The 14,833-nt window shown below is 63.0% G+C and carries 12 protein-coding genes and 1 pseudogene; 5 read left to right on the top strand and 8 right to left on the bottom strand.

What is annotated here, in order from left to right; all coding sequences use genetic code 11:
• Nucleotide 1: 1 nt before the first annotated feature.
• Nucleotides 2–1,336: a tRNA (N6-isopentenyl adenosine(37)-C2)-methylthiotransferase MiaB gene (miaB, locus tag BM279_RS11720; protein WP_093503909.1), complete on the bottom strand. Its 1,335-nt coding sequence runs from the start codon at nt 1,334–1,336 to the stop codon at nt 2–4.
• A gap of 149 nt (nt 1,337–1,485) precedes the next feature.
• Here miaB and BM279_RS11715 point away from each other — a divergent pair, with 149 nt between their 5' ends.
• On the top strand, nt 1,486–1,812 hold the full coding sequence (locus tag BM279_RS11715) for a DUF1820 family protein (protein WP_027911089.1): 327 nt from the start codon (nt 1,486–1,488) through the stop codon (nt 1,810–1,812).
• 28 nt (nt 1,813–1,840) lie between these two features.
• Here the strand turns inward: BM279_RS11715 and BM279_RS11710 are convergent, their stop codons facing one another.
• From BM279_RS11710 to BM279_RS11695, 4 genes are all read right to left on the bottom strand, one after another.
• On the bottom strand, nt 1,841–2,389 hold the full coding sequence (locus BM279_RS11710; RefSeq protein WP_093503907.1) for a tetratricopeptide repeat protein: 549 nt from the start codon (nt 2,387–2,389) through the stop codon (nt 1,841–1,843).
• Between the two features lie 236 nt (nt 2,390–2,625).
• Nucleotides 2,626–3,915 carry a glutamate-1-semialdehyde 2,1-aminomutase gene (gene hemL / locus BM279_RS11705; protein WP_093503905.1) on the bottom strand — a complete coding sequence of 430 codons (1,290 nt, stop codon included), beginning with the start codon at nt 3,913–3,915 and terminating at the stop codon, nt 2,626–2,628.
• Nucleotides 3,916–3,937: 22 nt separating this feature from the next.
• Nucleotides 3,938–4,579 (bottom strand): thiamine phosphate synthase, encoded by a 642-nt coding sequence (thiE, locus tag BM279_RS11700; RefSeq protein WP_093503903.1) that lies wholly within the window; start codon nt 4,577–4,579, stop codon nt 3,938–3,940.
• Nucleotides 4,579–5,412, bottom strand: coding sequence for a bifunctional hydroxymethylpyrimidine kinase/phosphomethylpyrimidine kinase (locus BM279_RS11695; protein ID WP_093503901.1), 834 nt, complete (start codon nt 5,410–5,412; stop codon nt 4,579–4,581). Before BM279_RS11695 ends, thiE begins: the two co-directional genes overlap by 1 nt.
• 236 nt (nt 5,413–5,648) lie before the next feature.
• Here BM279_RS11695 and BM279_RS11690 point away from each other — a divergent pair, with 236 nt between their 5' ends.
• Entirely contained in the window at nt 5,649–6,503 is an 855-nt protein-coding gene (locus BM279_RS11690) for an ABC transporter substrate-binding protein (RefSeq protein WP_093503899.1), read from the top strand.
• A gap of 367 nt (nt 6,504–6,870) precedes the next feature.
• Nucleotides 6,871–9,276, top strand: a complete 2,406-nt coding sequence (locus BM279_RS11685) for a hybrid sensor histidine kinase/response regulator (protein ID WP_093503897.1) — start codon at nt 6,871–6,873, stop codon at nt 9,274–9,276.
• A 188-nt stretch (nt 9,277–9,464) separates the two neighbouring features.
• On the opposite strand, the gene BM279_RS11680 is transcribed toward BM279_RS11685, so the two are convergent.
• The 3 genes from BM279_RS11680 to BM279_RS11665 form a co-directional block, all read right to left on the bottom strand.
• Nucleotides 9,465–10,217 carry an OBAP family protein gene (locus BM279_RS11680; RefSeq protein ID WP_093503895.1) on the bottom strand — a complete coding sequence of 251 codons (753 nt, stop codon included), beginning with the start codon at nt 10,215–10,217 and terminating at the stop codon, nt 9,465–9,467.
• 52 nt (nt 10,218–10,269) lie between these two features.
• Nucleotides 10,270–10,779, bottom strand: coding sequence for a DUF4142 domain-containing protein (locus BM279_RS11675; RefSeq protein WP_093503893.1), 510 nt, complete (start codon nt 10,777–10,779; stop codon nt 10,270–10,272).
• 778 nt (nt 10,780–11,557) lie between these two features.
• Nucleotides 11,558–12,067, bottom strand: coding sequence for a ferritin-like domain-containing protein (locus tag BM279_RS11665; protein ID WP_093503890.1), 510 nt, complete (start codon nt 12,065–12,067; stop codon nt 11,558–11,560).
• 266 nt (nt 12,068–12,333) lie between these two features.
• Here BM279_RS11665 and BM279_RS11660 point away from each other — a divergent pair.
• Nucleotides 12,334–13,211, top strand: a pseudogene (locus BM279_RS11660) (manganese catalase family protein).
• Between the two features lie 238 nt (nt 13,212–13,449).
• Nucleotides 13,450–14,826 carry an iron-containing redox enzyme family protein gene (locus BM279_RS11655; RefSeq protein WP_093504277.1) on the top strand — a complete coding sequence of 459 codons (1,377 nt, stop codon included), beginning with the start codon at nt 13,450–13,452 and terminating at the stop codon, nt 14,824–14,826.
• Nucleotides 14,827–14,833 lie beyond the last annotated feature (7 nt).

The following is a 14,833-nucleotide window of genomic DNA, read 5'->3' as shown; positions in this document are numbered from 1 at the left end:
TTCAATGGCGTTCGATCAGGGTGCCGCGTAAGGAGTGCGGCAGCGCTTCGTCGATATGCACGTCGACGAACTGGCCGATCAGGCGTGGGTTGTCGCACTGGAAGTTGACGAAGCGGTTGTTCTCGGTCTTGCCCTGTAGCTTGCCCGGGTCCTTCTTGGAGAAGTCGGTGACCAGGATGCGCTGTACGCTGCCGACCATGCGCCGGCTGGTCTCGAAGCCCTGCTGGTTGATGCGGTTCTGCAGAATCTGCAGGCGCTGCTTCTTGACCTCTTCCGGGGTGTCGTCGGCCAGATCGGCCGCCGGCGTGCCCGGGCGCGAGCTGTAGACGAAGGAATAGGAGAAGTCGAAACCGACGTCCTGCACCAGCTTCATGGTCTGCTCGAAGTCCTTCTCGGTCTCGCCGGGGAAGCCGATGATGAAGTCCGAACTGATCACGATGTCCGGCACCGCGGCCTTGAGCTTGCGGATGCGCGACTTGTATTCCAGCGCGGTGTGGTTGCGCTTCATGGCTGCCAGGATGCGGTCCGAGCCCGATTGCACCGGCAGGTGCACGAATTTCACCAGCTCGGGGATTTCCGCGTGGGCCTTGATCAGCGCGTCGGAGAATTCCAGCGGGTGGCTGGTGGTGTAGCGAATGCGGTCGATGCCGTCGATGGCCGCCACCAGGTACAGCAGCTCGGCGAAGTCGGCGATGCCGCCATCACGGGTTTCGCCGCGGTAGCCGTTGACGTTCTGGCCCAGCAGGGTCACTTCACGCACGCCGTTCTCGGCCAGATGGATGATCTCGCCGAGTACATCGTCCAGTGGGCGGCTGACTTCCTCGCCGCGGGTGTAGGGCACCACGCAGAAGGTGCAGTACTTGCTGCAGCCTTCCATCACTGAAACGAAGGCGCTGGGGCCGTCCACGCGTGGCTCGGGCAGGCGATCGAACTTCTCGATCTCGGGGAAGGAAATGTCCACCTGGGCGGTTTTGGTCACGCGCGCGGCGTCGATCATCTCCGGCAGGCGATGCAGGGTCTGCGGGCCGAATACCACGTCGACGTAGGGCGCGCGGTCACGGATCGCCGCACCTTCCTGGCTGGCCACGCAGCCGCCGACGCCGATCACCAGATCCGGGTTCTCCAGCTTCAGCTCGCGCCAGCGGCCAAGCTGGGAGAACACCTTGTCCTGGGCCTTCTCGCGGATCGAGCAGGTGTTGAGCAGGATGACGTCGGCATCCTCCGGCCGATCGGTGACTTCCAGGGCCTGATGCTCGCCCAGCAGGTCGACCATGCGCGAGCTGTCGTACTCGTTCATCTGGCAACCGTGGGTTTCGATATAGAGCTTCTTGGTCATGGCGATTCGTCGGCGGTGAAAAAATGACCGCGGATTATAGGAGGGTTGGCCGCCCGAGGCCACAGGCGCAGGACGGGAGGGGCACGACGCGATGTGGTGGCGTGCTAAGATTCGCGCCCTTTCATTGCACAGCCAGCCGTTCGTTATCCATGACCAAGCGCGACCCCATCTACAAGGTGATCTTTCTCAACCAGGGCCAGGTGTACGAGATGTACGCCAAGCAGATCTTCCAGAGCGATCTGTGGGGCTTTCTGGAAATCGAGGAATTCGTGTTCGGCGAGCGCTCGCAACTGGTGGTCGATCCCAGCGAGGAGAAGCTCAAGGCGCAGTTCGACGGCGTGGTACGCAGCTTCGTGCCGATGCATTCGATCGTGCGTATCGATGAGGTGGAACGCCTGGGCACGCCGAAGATCAGCGAAGCCAAGGGCAGCGGCAACGTCATGCCGTTCCCGATGCCGCCCCTGCCGGAGAAGTGAGTGGCCGCAAGCGCGGCTGACTAGCTGATTACTTGAGGGGTGCGAACGGCGACAGGCTGTCGGCGGCCTGCAGTTCCTGCAGGTAGTTGCGGAAAATCTGCCCCAGCACCTGGGTGGCGACTTCCTGTTCGGCGCGGGGCATCTGCATGGCCACTTCGTCGGCGCCATCCATCGCTTCATCCGAGCCGTTGACCGCGGCCATCTTCAGCACGATGTAGGCCTGCACGTTGTTGGCGGCCACCCCTTCGCCATGGAAGAACATCATGCCCAGGCGGTACTGCGCCTGGGCATGGCCCTGGAGGGAGGCGTGTTCGAACCAGTTCAGCGCCTGAGGCAGGTCGCGCTCGCCGGAACGGCCTTCGTAATAGAACTCGCCGAGTTCGTACTGGGCCTGGGCATCGCCGCCTTCAGCGCTCTGTTGGCAGGCTTGCAACGCAGCAGGCAGGTCTTCGGTGGCGACGTTGAGCGAGCAGCTCCCGGTCGCCGGGATCAGCAATGAGTTTCCATCCGCCACGCCGAGCGTTGGCAGCAGGAGCAACAGGCAGCCCAGGGACAGGGTGCGGCCGGTGCGCTTCATGAAGATCCGGATACCTCGACAGGCTGAAAGGTGGATGATGGATGACGAGGCCAATTGGGCTCGGCATCACATTATGAAATAAGCAACACCGTTCTTACAAAGTCTTTGCCGGCTTTTCTGCCCCAACCTGGCGCAAAAGTGTCGCCAGAGCGTCGGTTTGTGCGCGGCGGGTGTCTGACAGAGAACTGTTCAGGCTGCCCGCCGTTCACTTCAGGCGCCGAACGGCGCTACTTCGATCAGGCCTGCTTGAGGGCGGCAAAGGCGCGCTCGGCGGCGTCGAGGGTCAGTTTCAGCTCGGTCTCGCCATGGGCGATGGAGGTGAAGCCGGCCTCGAAGGCGCTCGGCGCCAGGTACACGCCGCCGTCGAGCATCAGGTGGAAGAAGCGCTTGAAGCGTTCGGCGTCGCTGGCCATCACGTCGTCGAAGGTGACGATATCGTCGGCGCCACTGAAGTACAGGCCGAACATGCCACCCGCCTGGGTGGTGACGAACGGGATGCCGGCGGCATCGGCGCGATCCTGCAGGCCCTGCAACAGGCGGCTGGTGTAGTCGGCGAGCTCGGCGTGGAAGCCCGGACGGCTGATCAGTTTGAGAGTGGTCAGGCCGGCGGCCATGGCCAGCGGGTTACCCGACAGGGTGCCGGCCTGGTAGACCGGGCCGAGCGGGGCGATGCGCTCCATGATGGCGCGCTTGCCACCGAAGCAGCCTACCGGCATGCCGCCGCCGACGATCTTGCCGAAGGTCGACAGATCCGGGGTAACGCCGTAGTGCGCCTGGGCGCCGCCGAGGGCGACGCGGAAACCGGTCATCACTTCGTCGAAGATCAGCACCACGCCATGTTTGTCGCATTGTTCACGCAGGCCTTCGAGGAAGCCCGGCGCGGGCGGCACGCAGTTCATGTTGCCGGCCACCGGCTCGACGATGATGCAGGCCACGCTCTGGCCGACATCGGCGAGGGTCTTGGCGACGGCGTCGATATCGTTGAATGGCAGGGTCAGGGTGTGTTTGGCGAAATCCGCCGGCACACCGGCCGAGCTGGGTACGCCTTGAGTCAGCAGGCCGGAACCGGCCTTGACCAGCAGGCTGTCGGAATGGCCGTGGTAGCAGCCTTCGAACTTGATGATCGCATCGCGGCCGGTGTAACCACGGGCCAGACGGATGGCGCTCATGGTCGCCTCGGTGCCCGAACTGACCATGCGCACCATCTCCATGGACGGCACGATCGAGCAGGCCAGATCGGCCATCTCGGTTTCCATGGCGGTCGGCGCGCCGTAGGACAGGCCGTGGTCGAGCTGCTTGCGCACTGCGTCGAGTACTTCAGGATGGCTGTGGCCGAGAATCATCGGGCCCCAGGAACCGACGTAGTCGACATAGCGCTTGTCGTCTTCATCGGTGACGTAGGCGCCTTCGGCGTGCTTGAAGAACAGCGGCGTGCCGCCCACGCTCCTGAACGCGCGGACCGGGGAATTGACGCCGCCGGGGATGTGTTTCTGAGCGTTGGCGAACAGCGTTTCGGAGCGGGACATAGGGTTCTCCTGAAAAAGTAGGTCAGTTCGATTCGAACAGCGCGCTGAAGGCGCGCGCGCGGCGCTCCACTTCGGTAGCAGAGTCGGCGGCGAACAGGGCGTGGATCACGGCGATCATGCTGGCGCCGCGCTCGATCAGCGGGGCGGCGTTATGCAGATCGACGCCGCCGATGGCGACGATCGGCAGCGCTACGCGGGCTTTGGCCGTCTCGAGCAGATCCAGGGTGGCGGCCGGAGCGCCGGGTTTGGTCCGTGAATTGAAGAAGCGTCCGAAGGCCACGTAGCTGGCGCCTTCGCGCGCAGCTTGCTCGGCCAGGGCCAGCTGGGCGTGGCAGGTGCCGCCGATGATCGCCTGGCGGCCGAGCAGGGCGCGTGCAGCAGCCAGCGAGCCGTCTTCCTGGCCGAGGTGCAGGCCGACACTCAGGCGCGCCGCCAGCTCGGCGTCATCATTGATGATCAGCGTGGCGCCGTAGTGCTCGCACAGCGTACGCAGTCCTTCGGCCTCGCGCAGACGGCGGGCTTCATCGGTGGATTTGTCGCGGTACTGCAACAGGCGCGCGCCGCCGGCCAGGGCCGCTTCCACGTAGGGCAGCAGCTTGCCGCCGGCCAGCAGTTCGCTGTCGGTGATGGCGTACAGGCCGCGCAGTTTGCCAGGTGCTGCCATCAGCTGAGGTCCAGCGGCAGGCGGCGCGGCACGAACTGGCCGCGGCCGGGTTGTTCGGCATCGCGCAGGGTACGCCAGGTGTAATCCAGGGCGGTTTTCACCGCGCCGATCAGGTCCTGGCCCAGGGCCAGGCGGCCGGCCAGGGTGCTGGCCAGGGTGCAGCCCGAGCCGTGGTAGCTGCCGGGCAGACGCGCGCAGGTGAAGTCGTGGCGGCTGCCGTCACGCAGGTATAGGCGGTTGTGCACTTCGCTTTCGTCGCCGTGGCCGCCGGTGATCAGCAGGTGCTCGATGTAGGGCAGCAGCTTCTCGGCACACTGGTCGGCCGTGCCATCGGGCAGTTCGGCGAGGATGCGTGCTTCGGGGAGGTTCGGCGTGGCGATGGTGGAAACGGCGAACAGCCGCTCGCGCATGGCGAAGCCGACGTCCTCCTTGCCCAGGGCGCCGCCGCCACCGGCGCGCAGTACCGGATCGCAGACCAGCGGGATGCCTGGCAGCTTGTCCATGATCATCAGCACGGTGTCGACCATTTCCACCGAGCCGAGCATGCCCAGCTTGACCGCGGCCACCGGCATGTCGGCGATCACCGCATGGGCCTGGGCCAGCACCCAGTCACGGTCGAGTACCCGGAAGTCGCTGACGTCGACGGTGTCCTGCACCGTTAGCGCGGTGACCGCAGGCGCTGCGTGGCAGCTCTGGGCGAGCAGCGCTTCGATGTCGGCCTGCAGGCCGGCGCCGCCGCTCGGGTCATGACCGGACAGACACAGCACCACGGGGCGCGACGGGGCGAGGCGGGCGGTGCTGCGTGGGTAATCGGGAAGGCCGAAATCGATCATCTGTATCGCGGGTTCCGGTTTACGGGTACGGCGCTGGCGCGGTACCGGGTGGGTCGGGCTCGCACCGGCACGGGGCAGGCGGCATTGGGACGGGGCGCGAGCTTAACATTTTATGGGCGGCGATGAGGCCGACGGATCGACGGTCGCCTTGAGCCGGGCCTGCGAGCTTTGTACGATGGCCTGCGCCCAGGATCGGGCGACATTCCTTTCATCCAGCAGGGCAGAAGGCGCCTGGCATGAACAATCTGTTGCGTTGTGTCCCGCTGCTGCTGTGCCTGCTGGCTGGTCTGGCCCAGGCCGCCGAGCCGCGGGTGGTGGCGCTGAGCTGGGAGGCCGCCGAACACCTGCTCAAGCTCGATATCACCCCGGTTGCCGTGGCCGACGCCAGGCAGTACCGCGCCCAGGTGGCGCGCCCGCCGTTGCCGGCCAATGTGCCCAGCGTGGGATCGCGACGCGCGCCGGATCTCGACAAGCTGGCCGCCCTCAAGCCGGAGCTGATCGTTATCGGCGAGCGCCAGGAAGCCATGCGTGCGCAGCTGGCCCGTATCGCACCGGTCACCACATACGGCAGCCTGTCCCGGGAACATGACAGTTACCTGGTCGCCCGCGACGATTACCTGGCGCTGGCCCAGCGCTTCGGCCGCGAGGATCACGCGTTGCGCGAACTGGCCGCCATGCAGGTGCAGATCGACGGGCTGCATCAGCGCCTGGTCGAGCACTTTCGCGGGCACCTGCCCAAGGTGCTGGTGATCCGTTTCGTGTCGCAGGGCATGGTGCGCGTCGACGGCGGCGACTCGATGATCGACTCTGCCCTGCAGCAGTTGCACCTGCAGCCTGCCTACCCGCAACCCCATGACGCGGTGGTGCCGATTGAAGCCCTGGCAGGTATCGAGGAGGGCGTGGTGGTCTACGTCGAGCCGTTCGCCGGGCAGGAACAGCTGTTCGCCAGTCCCGAATGGCGCGCGATGCCCTTCGCGCGTGCCGACCGCCTGGCGGCGATGCCTGACACCTGGGCCCATGGCGGGGTGTTTTCCATTCAGTATTTGGCCGAGGCCATCACCCAGGCATTGCTCAGCCTGCCGGCGCCCTGAGAACCTGTTCAAAGTCTGCTGCCCGTCGGCACTGCTGCGTTAAAAACAGGCTCGGCAAGCCGCTTGCGGCTAACGCGCTTTAGCGCGGCCCGCAGGGCGAGCGAAGCGAGTACTGCTCATTTACAGCTCGTAAAGTCGAGCGCGACTCCGACCGGTCCTCGCCTGTTTTTGCGGGGCCGCCCAGGTTTTGCATTGCTCTAGCTCGCGAGACTTTGAACAGGCGCTGAGCCAATCGTCATAGCGCTTGCGATGGGCCGGCGAGGCCCCTAGAGTTGCCGACATTCATATGTTGAGTCTTGAACGGCTGCATCACTCTGAAGGCGTGGGGCCTCGCGATGCGGCACAACAGGGCCATCTGCGGGGCTGCATGCGTTTTTTCCTGACTGTTTTTCTGGCGCTCTTTTCGCTGCTGGCCAGTGCGGCCGGGCCGGTGGTTTTCGACGAGCGGGTTCGCTCGCTGCCGCTCGGCGAGCATATGGCGGTGTTCGAGGACGTGCGTGGCGACAAGACCATCGACGATGTCACCTCCAGCGCCCTGCAGGGCAGCTTCCGCCAACACGACAAGGCGGTGCTTAACGCTGGTTATTCGCGTTCGGCGTACTGGCTGCGCATCGATCTGCAGTACCAGCCCAAAAGCGCAGCCGGCAGTGGCCCGCAGACCTGGCTACTGGAGCTGGCCTACCCGCCGCTAGATCACCTCGAACTGTACGAGCAGGGCGCTGATGGCCGCTTTCATCTGACTCGCCAAACCGGCGATGCCTTGCCATTCTCAAGCCGCGAGATCCGCCAGAACAACTACCTGTTCACCCTCGACTTCCAGCCCGAGCAGGTGCGCCGCGTATACCTGCGCCTGGAAAGCCAGGGCTCCATCCAGGCACCGCTGAGCCTGTGGTCGCCGGCCGCCTATCTGGAAGAGCAGCCGGCACGCATCTACGTGCTGGGCATCATCTACGGCGTGTTGCTGGTGATGGCGGTCTACAACCTGTTCATCTTTATCGCCGTGCGCGACACCAGCTATCTCTACTACATCTTCTACATCGCTTCGTTCGGCATGTATCAGGTGTCGGTCAACGGCGCCGGCATCGAGTTCTTCTGGCCAGACAACCCCTGGTGGGCCAATGCCGCCACGCCGTTTTTGATCGGCGCCACGGCGCTGTTCGGCTGCCAGTTCGCGCGTAGCTTCCTGCACACCCGCGAGCACAGCCGTTGGGTGGACCGCAGCCTGCTGCTGATGATGGCCTGGGGCGCTCTGGTGATGGTACTGGCGCTGTGCACCACCTACGCCTTGTCGCTGCGCTTGGCTACTGTGCTGGCGCTGGTGTTCACCGTGGTGGTGCCGGTGGCCGGCGCCCTGGCGCTGTGGCGCGGCATGCGCGTGGCCCGTTACTTCCTGATCGCCTGGGCGGCGTTCCTGCTCGGCGGGGTGGTCAACACCCTGATGGTGCTCGGCTACCTGCCCAATATGTTCCTGACCATGTACGCCAGCCAGATCGGCAGTGCCATCGAGGTGGCGTTGCTGTCCCTGGCGCTGGCCGACCGCATCAACGCCATGAAGGAGGAGCGCGCGCGCATCCTGCAGAACGCCAGTGCCAAGCTGGAGGTGCTCAACCACGAGCTGGCCGACAGCAACCGCCTCAAGGACGACTTCCTGGCCACCGTGACCCACGAGTTGCGCACGCCGATGAATGGCGTGATCGGCTCCCTGGAGCTGATGCAGACCCTGCGCCTGGACCCCGAGGTGGAGCAGTACCAGAAGACCGCCACGCGTTCGGCGCGGGACATGATGCAGATGGTCAACGACATCCTCGCGCTGACCGAACTGCAGGCCGGGCGGCTCTATCCGCGGCGCGAGACCTTCAGTTTGCGCGGGCTGCTCGACGGCCTGTGCGCCAACTTCGAGGGGCGCGCCCGCGACAAGGGCCTGGACTTCGCCCTGGATCTCGACGAGCGCCTGGCCGATACCGTCGAAGGCGACGGGCAGAAGTTGGCCCAGGCCCTGGGTTATCTGCTCGATAACGCCATCAAGTTCACCTCGGCCGGCCAGGTGCGCCTGCGTGTACGCGGCGATGCCCAGGCCGCGCTGGACAGCCTGCCGCTGAGCTTCGAGGTGATCGACGCCGGCATTGGTCTGGAGAATGTGCGGGAAACCGATCTGTACCGCCGCTTCCATCAGCTCGACACCTCGATGACCCGCGAATATGGCGGTCTGGGCATCGGCCTGAGCATCTGCCGGCAGCTGGTCGATCTGCTCGGCGGCAAGCTGGCCTACGAGCCCAATCGTGCCGGCAGCGGTGGCAGCATCTTCCGACTTGAACTGACCCTGGCACTGCCAGTGCAAAAGCCTGCTGAGCAGACCGCGATACGGCGCAGCAGTGGCGCGGCATTGCGAGCCCCCGAGCAGTGCACCGTACTGATTGTCGAGGACAACGCTATCAATCAACTGGTGATCCGCGGCATGCTGCTCAAGCTCGGCTACCGGGTGCGTACCGTCGACAACGGCAGCGATGCGCTGGAGCAACTGCAGCGCGAGCCCATCGACGCCGTTCTGCTGGATTGCCAGATGCCGGTAATGGACGGCTTCGCCACTTGCCGTGCCCTGCGTCAGCTGCCGGCTTGCGCCGAGCTGCCGGTGCTGGCGATCACCGCCCATAGCCAGTCGGGCGACCGTGAGCGCTGCCTGGCGGCAGGCATGAGCGACTACCTGGCCAAGCCGGTGAAGTTCGACGAGTTGCGCGTGCTGCTACACGACTGGGTGCTGTGCCGCCCGGCCTGAGGGCGACACTTAGAGCCTGTTCAAAGTCTGCTGCGCGTCGGCACTGCGGCGTTGAAAGCAGGCTGGATTGCCAGCCCAGTCGGACTGCTCATTTACAGCTCGTAAAGTCGAGCGCGACTCCGACCGGTCCTCGCCTGTTTTCTCCTTGCATTGCTCTAGCTCGCGAGACTTTGAACAGGCTCTTAGGCTCAGTGATGCACGTGGGCGCCGGTAGGGTCTTCGATCTGGAATACCTTGCCCTTCTGCCAGGCATCGGCGCCGGGCTGTATGGGAGGGCGCTGGATGTCAGCGCGGCTCTGGCGCTTCTCGTTGCTGTCGATGCCGAAGCGCTGGTCGCGCTCATCGACCATGCGTTGGTCCAGTTGGCCATCGGCGGTAAAGCCCATCATCAACTGTGGCACGCCCAGGGGCAGACTTTTCTTCTGGTCGGTATGCCAGGTGTGCCAGGTCTTGCCGTAGGTGCGCACCAGCTTTTGCATCAGCGCATGCTCGGCGGTTTGCGGAATGCCGGGCGCCACCAGTTGGCCTGATTTCACTTCGTGTACGTGGCTGTGCCACAGCATCTTTTCGTCTTCCGGCAGGGTTTTGAACAGCTGCTCGCTGATGATGTACTCGACGCCCATCAGCTTGGCGTCCCTGACATTGCCGTCATAGATCACGCACTGGATCAGCTCTTCGCTGAGGATGGCGCAGTAATGATGGGCTTCCATCTGCGCCTGCTGCCGGCCGTTGTAGAAATGAAAGCCATTGAGGTAGGCGTTCAGGGCGGTGACTGGCGGCTGGGTTTGCAAGGTTGCCGCGCCGGCTTCCAGCAAGCGGGTATCGGCCTGAGCGGGTGCGCCCTCGGTGCCGACGTTGGAGTGGCTGGCGGTGGTCATGCAGCCGGCCAGCGGCAGGATGGCCAGAAGGGGTAGCAGCGCTGCGCCGATTCGCGCGGACATGGTGGTCTCCAAACGTGCCAGAGCCCGGAATTTGCCGGGCTCTGGGCTGAGATTACTGACGTGTCTTGCCCTGCAGGTCCGTGGCCATTTGCAGGTGATGTTCCAGCTTGGGCAGGGTCTTCTTGGCCCAGGCGCTGATTTCACCGTCGTCAGGCGCGGCCGCCTTCTGGTACAGCTCGATGGCCTGCTCGTGGGCAACGACCTGGTTGTTGGCATAGGCCTCGTCGAAGTTCTCGCCATCACGTACCTGCAGAATCATGGCCTTGGCCTTGTTCATCAGGTCGGCGTCGTCGGAGAGCTCGAGGTTGTTCTTCTTGGCTAGGGCCTTGAGCTCTTCGTTGGCGCGGGTGTGATCGTCGATCATCGTCTGGGCGAATTTCTTGACCTCGGCGTTGCTGCCTTTTTCGAGTGCCAGCTTGCTGGTCTCGATCTCGGCGATGCCCTTGGCCGAGGCTTCTTCGGCAAAGTCGTTGGCGCTGACCTTGTCGGCTGCCTGGACCAAGCCGGCGAAAGCGAAGAGCAGGGCGGCGGTTGCGCCGATCAATACAGCTGTGCGTTTCATGGTGACTCCTTGGAGAGATCTATGCAGAGCACCGATGCCCGGATGGCGGCGGTGGTAAGTTTTTGCGTTGTATTGGAATACGTGCTGGCAACTTGATTAACGAAGCGGTCTTTAGCGAAGCCGGTTTAGCCTGCCATCAGTGACAGGTAAAAGTTCGAGAGGAGGGCCTTGCACAATGTTCGAGTTAAAAGTTGCAGGGAACGATGAGCGGTAAAAGTGATGGTGTTGTGCTGCCAGCTTGTACAGTTACTGTATAAGAGTCTGGCTGGTGTAATTAATTTGTGTCCGAGATTAGTGCTTCGCTTGCTGTCACTGTGCTTCAAGTTCCTAAGTAAGAGTTTTTTGAACATTGGTTTTTTATTGGCAGTCAGTGCTTTGGCTGTGCTGCGTTTATACGCGGGATAAACTGATAAAACTATGTGCCAGCACGCCGAGTGCTGGCCTTTCAGTAGCGAGGTCTCTCCATGAAAGGGCAGATATTTCTGATCAACTACATCTGTGATAACCAGCCGATGCATCTTGAGATGTCGTCTGACGCTGAGACGCTGAGACGCTGAGACGCTGAGACGCTGAGACGCTGAGCAGGCCAGCAGCATGTGCAAAACGAGGGAGCCAAAGGGCGGATCACCGATGTACAGGTGAGCAAGATCACCCGCACTTGCGAGGCGGACACCACGCCTGGGCATTACCAGCAGCCCTGAGCCATTACGTATAAAGCCGGCGCATGCGCCGGCTTTATACAAAGTTTGGCAGCCCCGGATTAGAAGGCCTTACTCGTCTAGCGCTTGGCTTCCAGGCCCGGTGTATCGGAGCGATCCAGAAAGGCCTGACTCAACTCCGACAAGTGCAGGCGCAGCCAGTCGGCCATGGCGATTTCCTGCTGCAGGATCGCTTCGCAGTCCTGCTGGGTCTGGGTATCGCCCACCGCTTTGGCGGTGGCGATCAATACCGTGTAAGAGGCGATTTCCAGAGTCTCGAAGACATAGCCGGACATGGTGCCCTTGAGCACTTCGTCGCTCATCATCATGCCGCCCACGGCCTGACCGAAGGCCATCAACTTGCCGCTCATGTCTTTCAGTGTTGACGGTTCGCTGCCGAGGCGGGTCAGGGCCCGTTCCAGTGTTTTGCGTTGGCCCACGGTTTCTTCGATATGTTTTTCAATGCGTTTGCGCAACTTCGGGTAATTGTGCAGGCGCTCTTTTTGCGCCGTCAGCATCTGTTCGGCTTGCTGTTCCAAGGCGTGCGCGTCGCGCAGCCAACTCACCAGGTTTTCATGTTTCGTGGTCATGATCGACTCCCGCAGTTTAGAAATAGCCACTGTTGCGAGAGGGGCGCTGAGTTGGAGGTTCATTACTTTTCGTCAGTGGTATTAAACGAAGCGCTATTAAGCGAAACGGCAAAGCGGAGTTTGCCTAGGAAGTTGCCGTTTCGGTTAATTGTAAAGTTTGTTTTTACTTGAGCTCGTTGCGCACTTTTGCATTCGGTTATTACAAGTCCCATCAGGGCAGGGAGCGAAACCATCAAGGGAATTATAGCCGGTGAGGAGAACGTTCCATGTTCGTACATAACAAGCGATTGCAATACACGGTAAGAGTGGCCGGGCCCAATCCGGGGCTGGCCAATCTGCTGCTCGAACAATTCGGTGGCCCCCAGGGCGAATTGGCAGCGGCCATGCGTTATTTCACCCAGGGCCTGGCTGAAGACGATGCAGGGCGCAAGGATCTGCTGCTGGACATCGCCACCGAAGAGCTCAGCCACCTGGAAATCATCGGCTCGATCGTCGGCATGCTCAACCCGCCAAGGGTGATCTGGCCGAGGCGGTGGAAGAGGAGGCGGCGCTTTACCGCTCGTTGACCGAGGGCGGCAACGACTCGCACATCACCTCGCTGCTGTATGGCGGTGGCCCTGCGCTGACCAACTCTGCCGGTGTGCCCTGGACGGCGGCCTACATCGACACCATCGGTGAGCCGACGGCGGATTTTCGCTCCAACATCGCCGCCGAGGCCCGGGCCAAGATCATCTACGAGCGGCTGATCAACGTCACCGACGATCCGGGCATCAAGGATGCGCTGGCCTTTCTGATGACCCGTGAGCTGGCGCACCAGAAATCCTTCGAGAAGGCGCTGCACGCCATCCAGCCGAACTTCCCGCAAGGCAAGCTGCCGGGCGTGCCGGAGTTCACCAGTGTGTACTTCAACATGTCCCAGGGTGACGAGGACCGTCGTGGGCCATGGAACGAAGGGGATCAGTGGGAGTTCGTCGCCGATCCGCAACCCGCGGTGGACGGGGGCGATGGCACCGCCGAGGTAATGCTGCCAGCCAAGCAGGCGGAAACCCTGCTGCAGATGGCCAAGCGCACCGCGTCGGATCCGACCCTGGACTCGATCACCGGCGCCGACCTTGGCTTCGGGGCTGCGCGCAAGCCTGAGTAAGCATGGCTTGTTGCATCTACACAGCCAGGCGAGCACTGCTCGACCTGGCTTTCTTATGCCTGTTGCCACGAACCACGCCGGGCTGGTTACCACTGATCCCCGAGGTTGAATCTTTTCTCGGGCGGCATTCTCCCAACCTCATAAGGCCATGAGCGTCATGGGCGCCGGCCATTCCAAGAAACCTGTGAGCGCCGCCTCGTTGCCCCCGGCGCTTTCGACTGCCACGCAAGGCTCGACCATGACGACTTTGATGCCGATTTTCACCACGTCCAGCCAGAGCTGCCATTTCCTCAAGGCCGGCCCCGCCCGCACCCTGTATGAGCGCCTGCTGCAGCCGCAGCTGGATGACGCCGCGCTTAACGAAGCGCGCAGCTTTCTAGAAGCTCAACTGACCAAGACCAGTGAGTTGCCCTGCGATATTCCCGCTAAGCCTGAAGCCCTGCTGGACTGGATGCGCAGTGCGGCCCTACGCACCACCGAGGCGTACGGCCACTACCTGCAGGAGCGACGCCAGGGCGCGCTGCGGCGTTACTTTCACAATCGCGCCCATGCCCTGTATTTTCTGCGTCATGTTGCGCCCACCAAATTGGTGGACGGCGCCTGGTTGTATGGGTTGCTCAGGCACTGGCAGGAGCTGCGCCTGCGTCCCTTGCTGCGCACCTATCTGGAAGAGCTGGGCGATGGTGTGCCGGCGATGAACCATGTGGTGCTCTACAAGCAGTTGCTGGCCCAGCATGGCTGCGACGAGCTGGCCGAACTCGAAGACGAGCATTTTCTGCAGGGCGCCCAGCAACTGGCGCTCGGTCATCTGGCCGATGATTATCTGCCTGAAGTGATCGGCTACAACCTGGGCTACGAGCAGTTGCCACTGCACCTGCTGATCACCAGCTATGAGCTGACCGAGCTGGATATCGACCCCTATTACTTTCAACTGCACGTGACCATCGACAACGCCAGTACCGGCCATGCCCAGAAGGCCGTGCAGGCGGTGCTGGAAAACCTGCCGCTGGTGGGTGATCGCGATGAATTCTATCGCCGCGTGATGCGCGGCTATCAGCTCAACGATCTGGGCATTGGCTCCACTGCGGTGATCGCCGCTTTCGACCTCGAGGACGAACTCTGTGCGATGCTCGAACGCAAGCGCGAAGTGGCCACCCAGGTGCATTCTGACTACTGCCGCATCGAAGGGCGCACGGTCAACGAATGGCTTAGCGAGCCCGGCCAGGTGCGCGCTTTTCTCGACGCTCTGCAGAAACGCGGCTGGATTCGCCGCGACGAAGATCCGCAGAACAGCCGGTTCTGGCAACTGGTGCAGGGCGAGCGCGCCGCCATGTTCGGGGTGTTCAGTGCCTATGAGCAGCAACTCTTGCACGACTGGATCGCTGGCAGCTGGGCGCCTGCCCGCAGGCGCGCTCGTCCACGCAGTCGTCCGGCTGCCACTGGCGCCGAGCAGTCGGTTGGTCTGGACGACGAAGCCCAGGCGCTGCAGGCTGCCCTGCGCGAACTGCCGGCCGGCCAGCAGACCAGCAAACTGATTGAGCTGATGTCGCCGGCCAGTCACTTCACGCCGGCCGGTTTATTGGCCACCCGTCTGTTCAACGCCTACCTCCAATAACCATGTC

The organism is Phytopseudomonas straminea (assembly GCF_900112645.1).
Taxonomy (GTDB): domain Bacteria; phylum Pseudomonadota; class Gammaproteobacteria; order Pseudomonadales; family Pseudomonadaceae; genus Aquipseudomonas; species Aquipseudomonas straminea.
The sequence above is the reverse complement of the archived record's forward strand: the minus strand, read 5'-3'. Positions and strand labels throughout refer to the sequence as shown.

Bases quoted from the DNA above. Each gene is read 5' to 3' on its own strand.
- BM279_RS11710 (WP_093503907.1), bottom strand. From the start codon at position 2,389: ATGAAGCGCACCGGCCGCACCCTGTCCCTGGGCTGCCTGTTGCTCCTG.
- BM279_RS11675 (WP_093503893.1), bottom strand. From the start codon at position 10,779: ATGAAACGCACAGCTGTATTGATCGGCGCAACCGCCGCCCTGCTCTTC.
- BM279_RS11690 (WP_093503899.1), top strand. From the start codon at position 5,649: ATGAACAATCTGTTGCGTTGTGTCCCGCTGCTGCTGTGCCTGCTGGCT.
- BM279_RS11685 (WP_093503897.1), top strand. From the start codon at position 6,871: ATGCGTTTTTTCCTGACTGTTTTTCTGGCGCTCTTTTCGCTGCTGGCC.
- BM279_RS11680 (WP_093503895.1), bottom strand. From the start codon at position 10,217: ATGTCCGCGCGAATCGGCGCAGCGCTGCTACCCCTTCTGGCCATCCTG.
- hemL (WP_093503905.1), bottom strand. From the start codon at position 3,915: ATGTCCCGCTCCGAAACGCTGTTCGCCAACGCTCAGAAACACATCCCC.
- BM279_RS11665 (WP_093503890.1), bottom strand. From the start codon at position 12,067: ATGACCACGAAACATGAAAACCTGGTGAGTTGGCTGCGCGACGCGCAC.
- BM279_RS11695 (WP_093503901.1), bottom strand. From the start codon at position 5,412: ATGATCGATTTCGGCCTTCCCGATTACCCACGCAGCACCGCCCGCCTC.
- miaB (WP_093503909.1), bottom strand. From the start codon at position 1,336: ATGACCAAGAAGCTCTATATCGAAACCCACGGTTGCCAGATGAACGAG.
- thiE (WP_093503903.1), bottom strand. From the start codon at position 4,579: ATGGCAGCACCTGGCAAACTGCGCGGCCTGTACGCCATCACCGACAGC.
- BM279_RS11655 (WP_093504277.1), top strand. From the start codon at position 13,450: ATGACGACTTTGATGCCGATTTTCACCACGTCCAGCCAGAGCTGCCAT.
- BM279_RS11715 (WP_027911089.1), top strand. From the start codon at position 1,486: ATGACCAAGCGCGACCCCATCTACAAGGTGATCTTTCTCAACCAGGGC.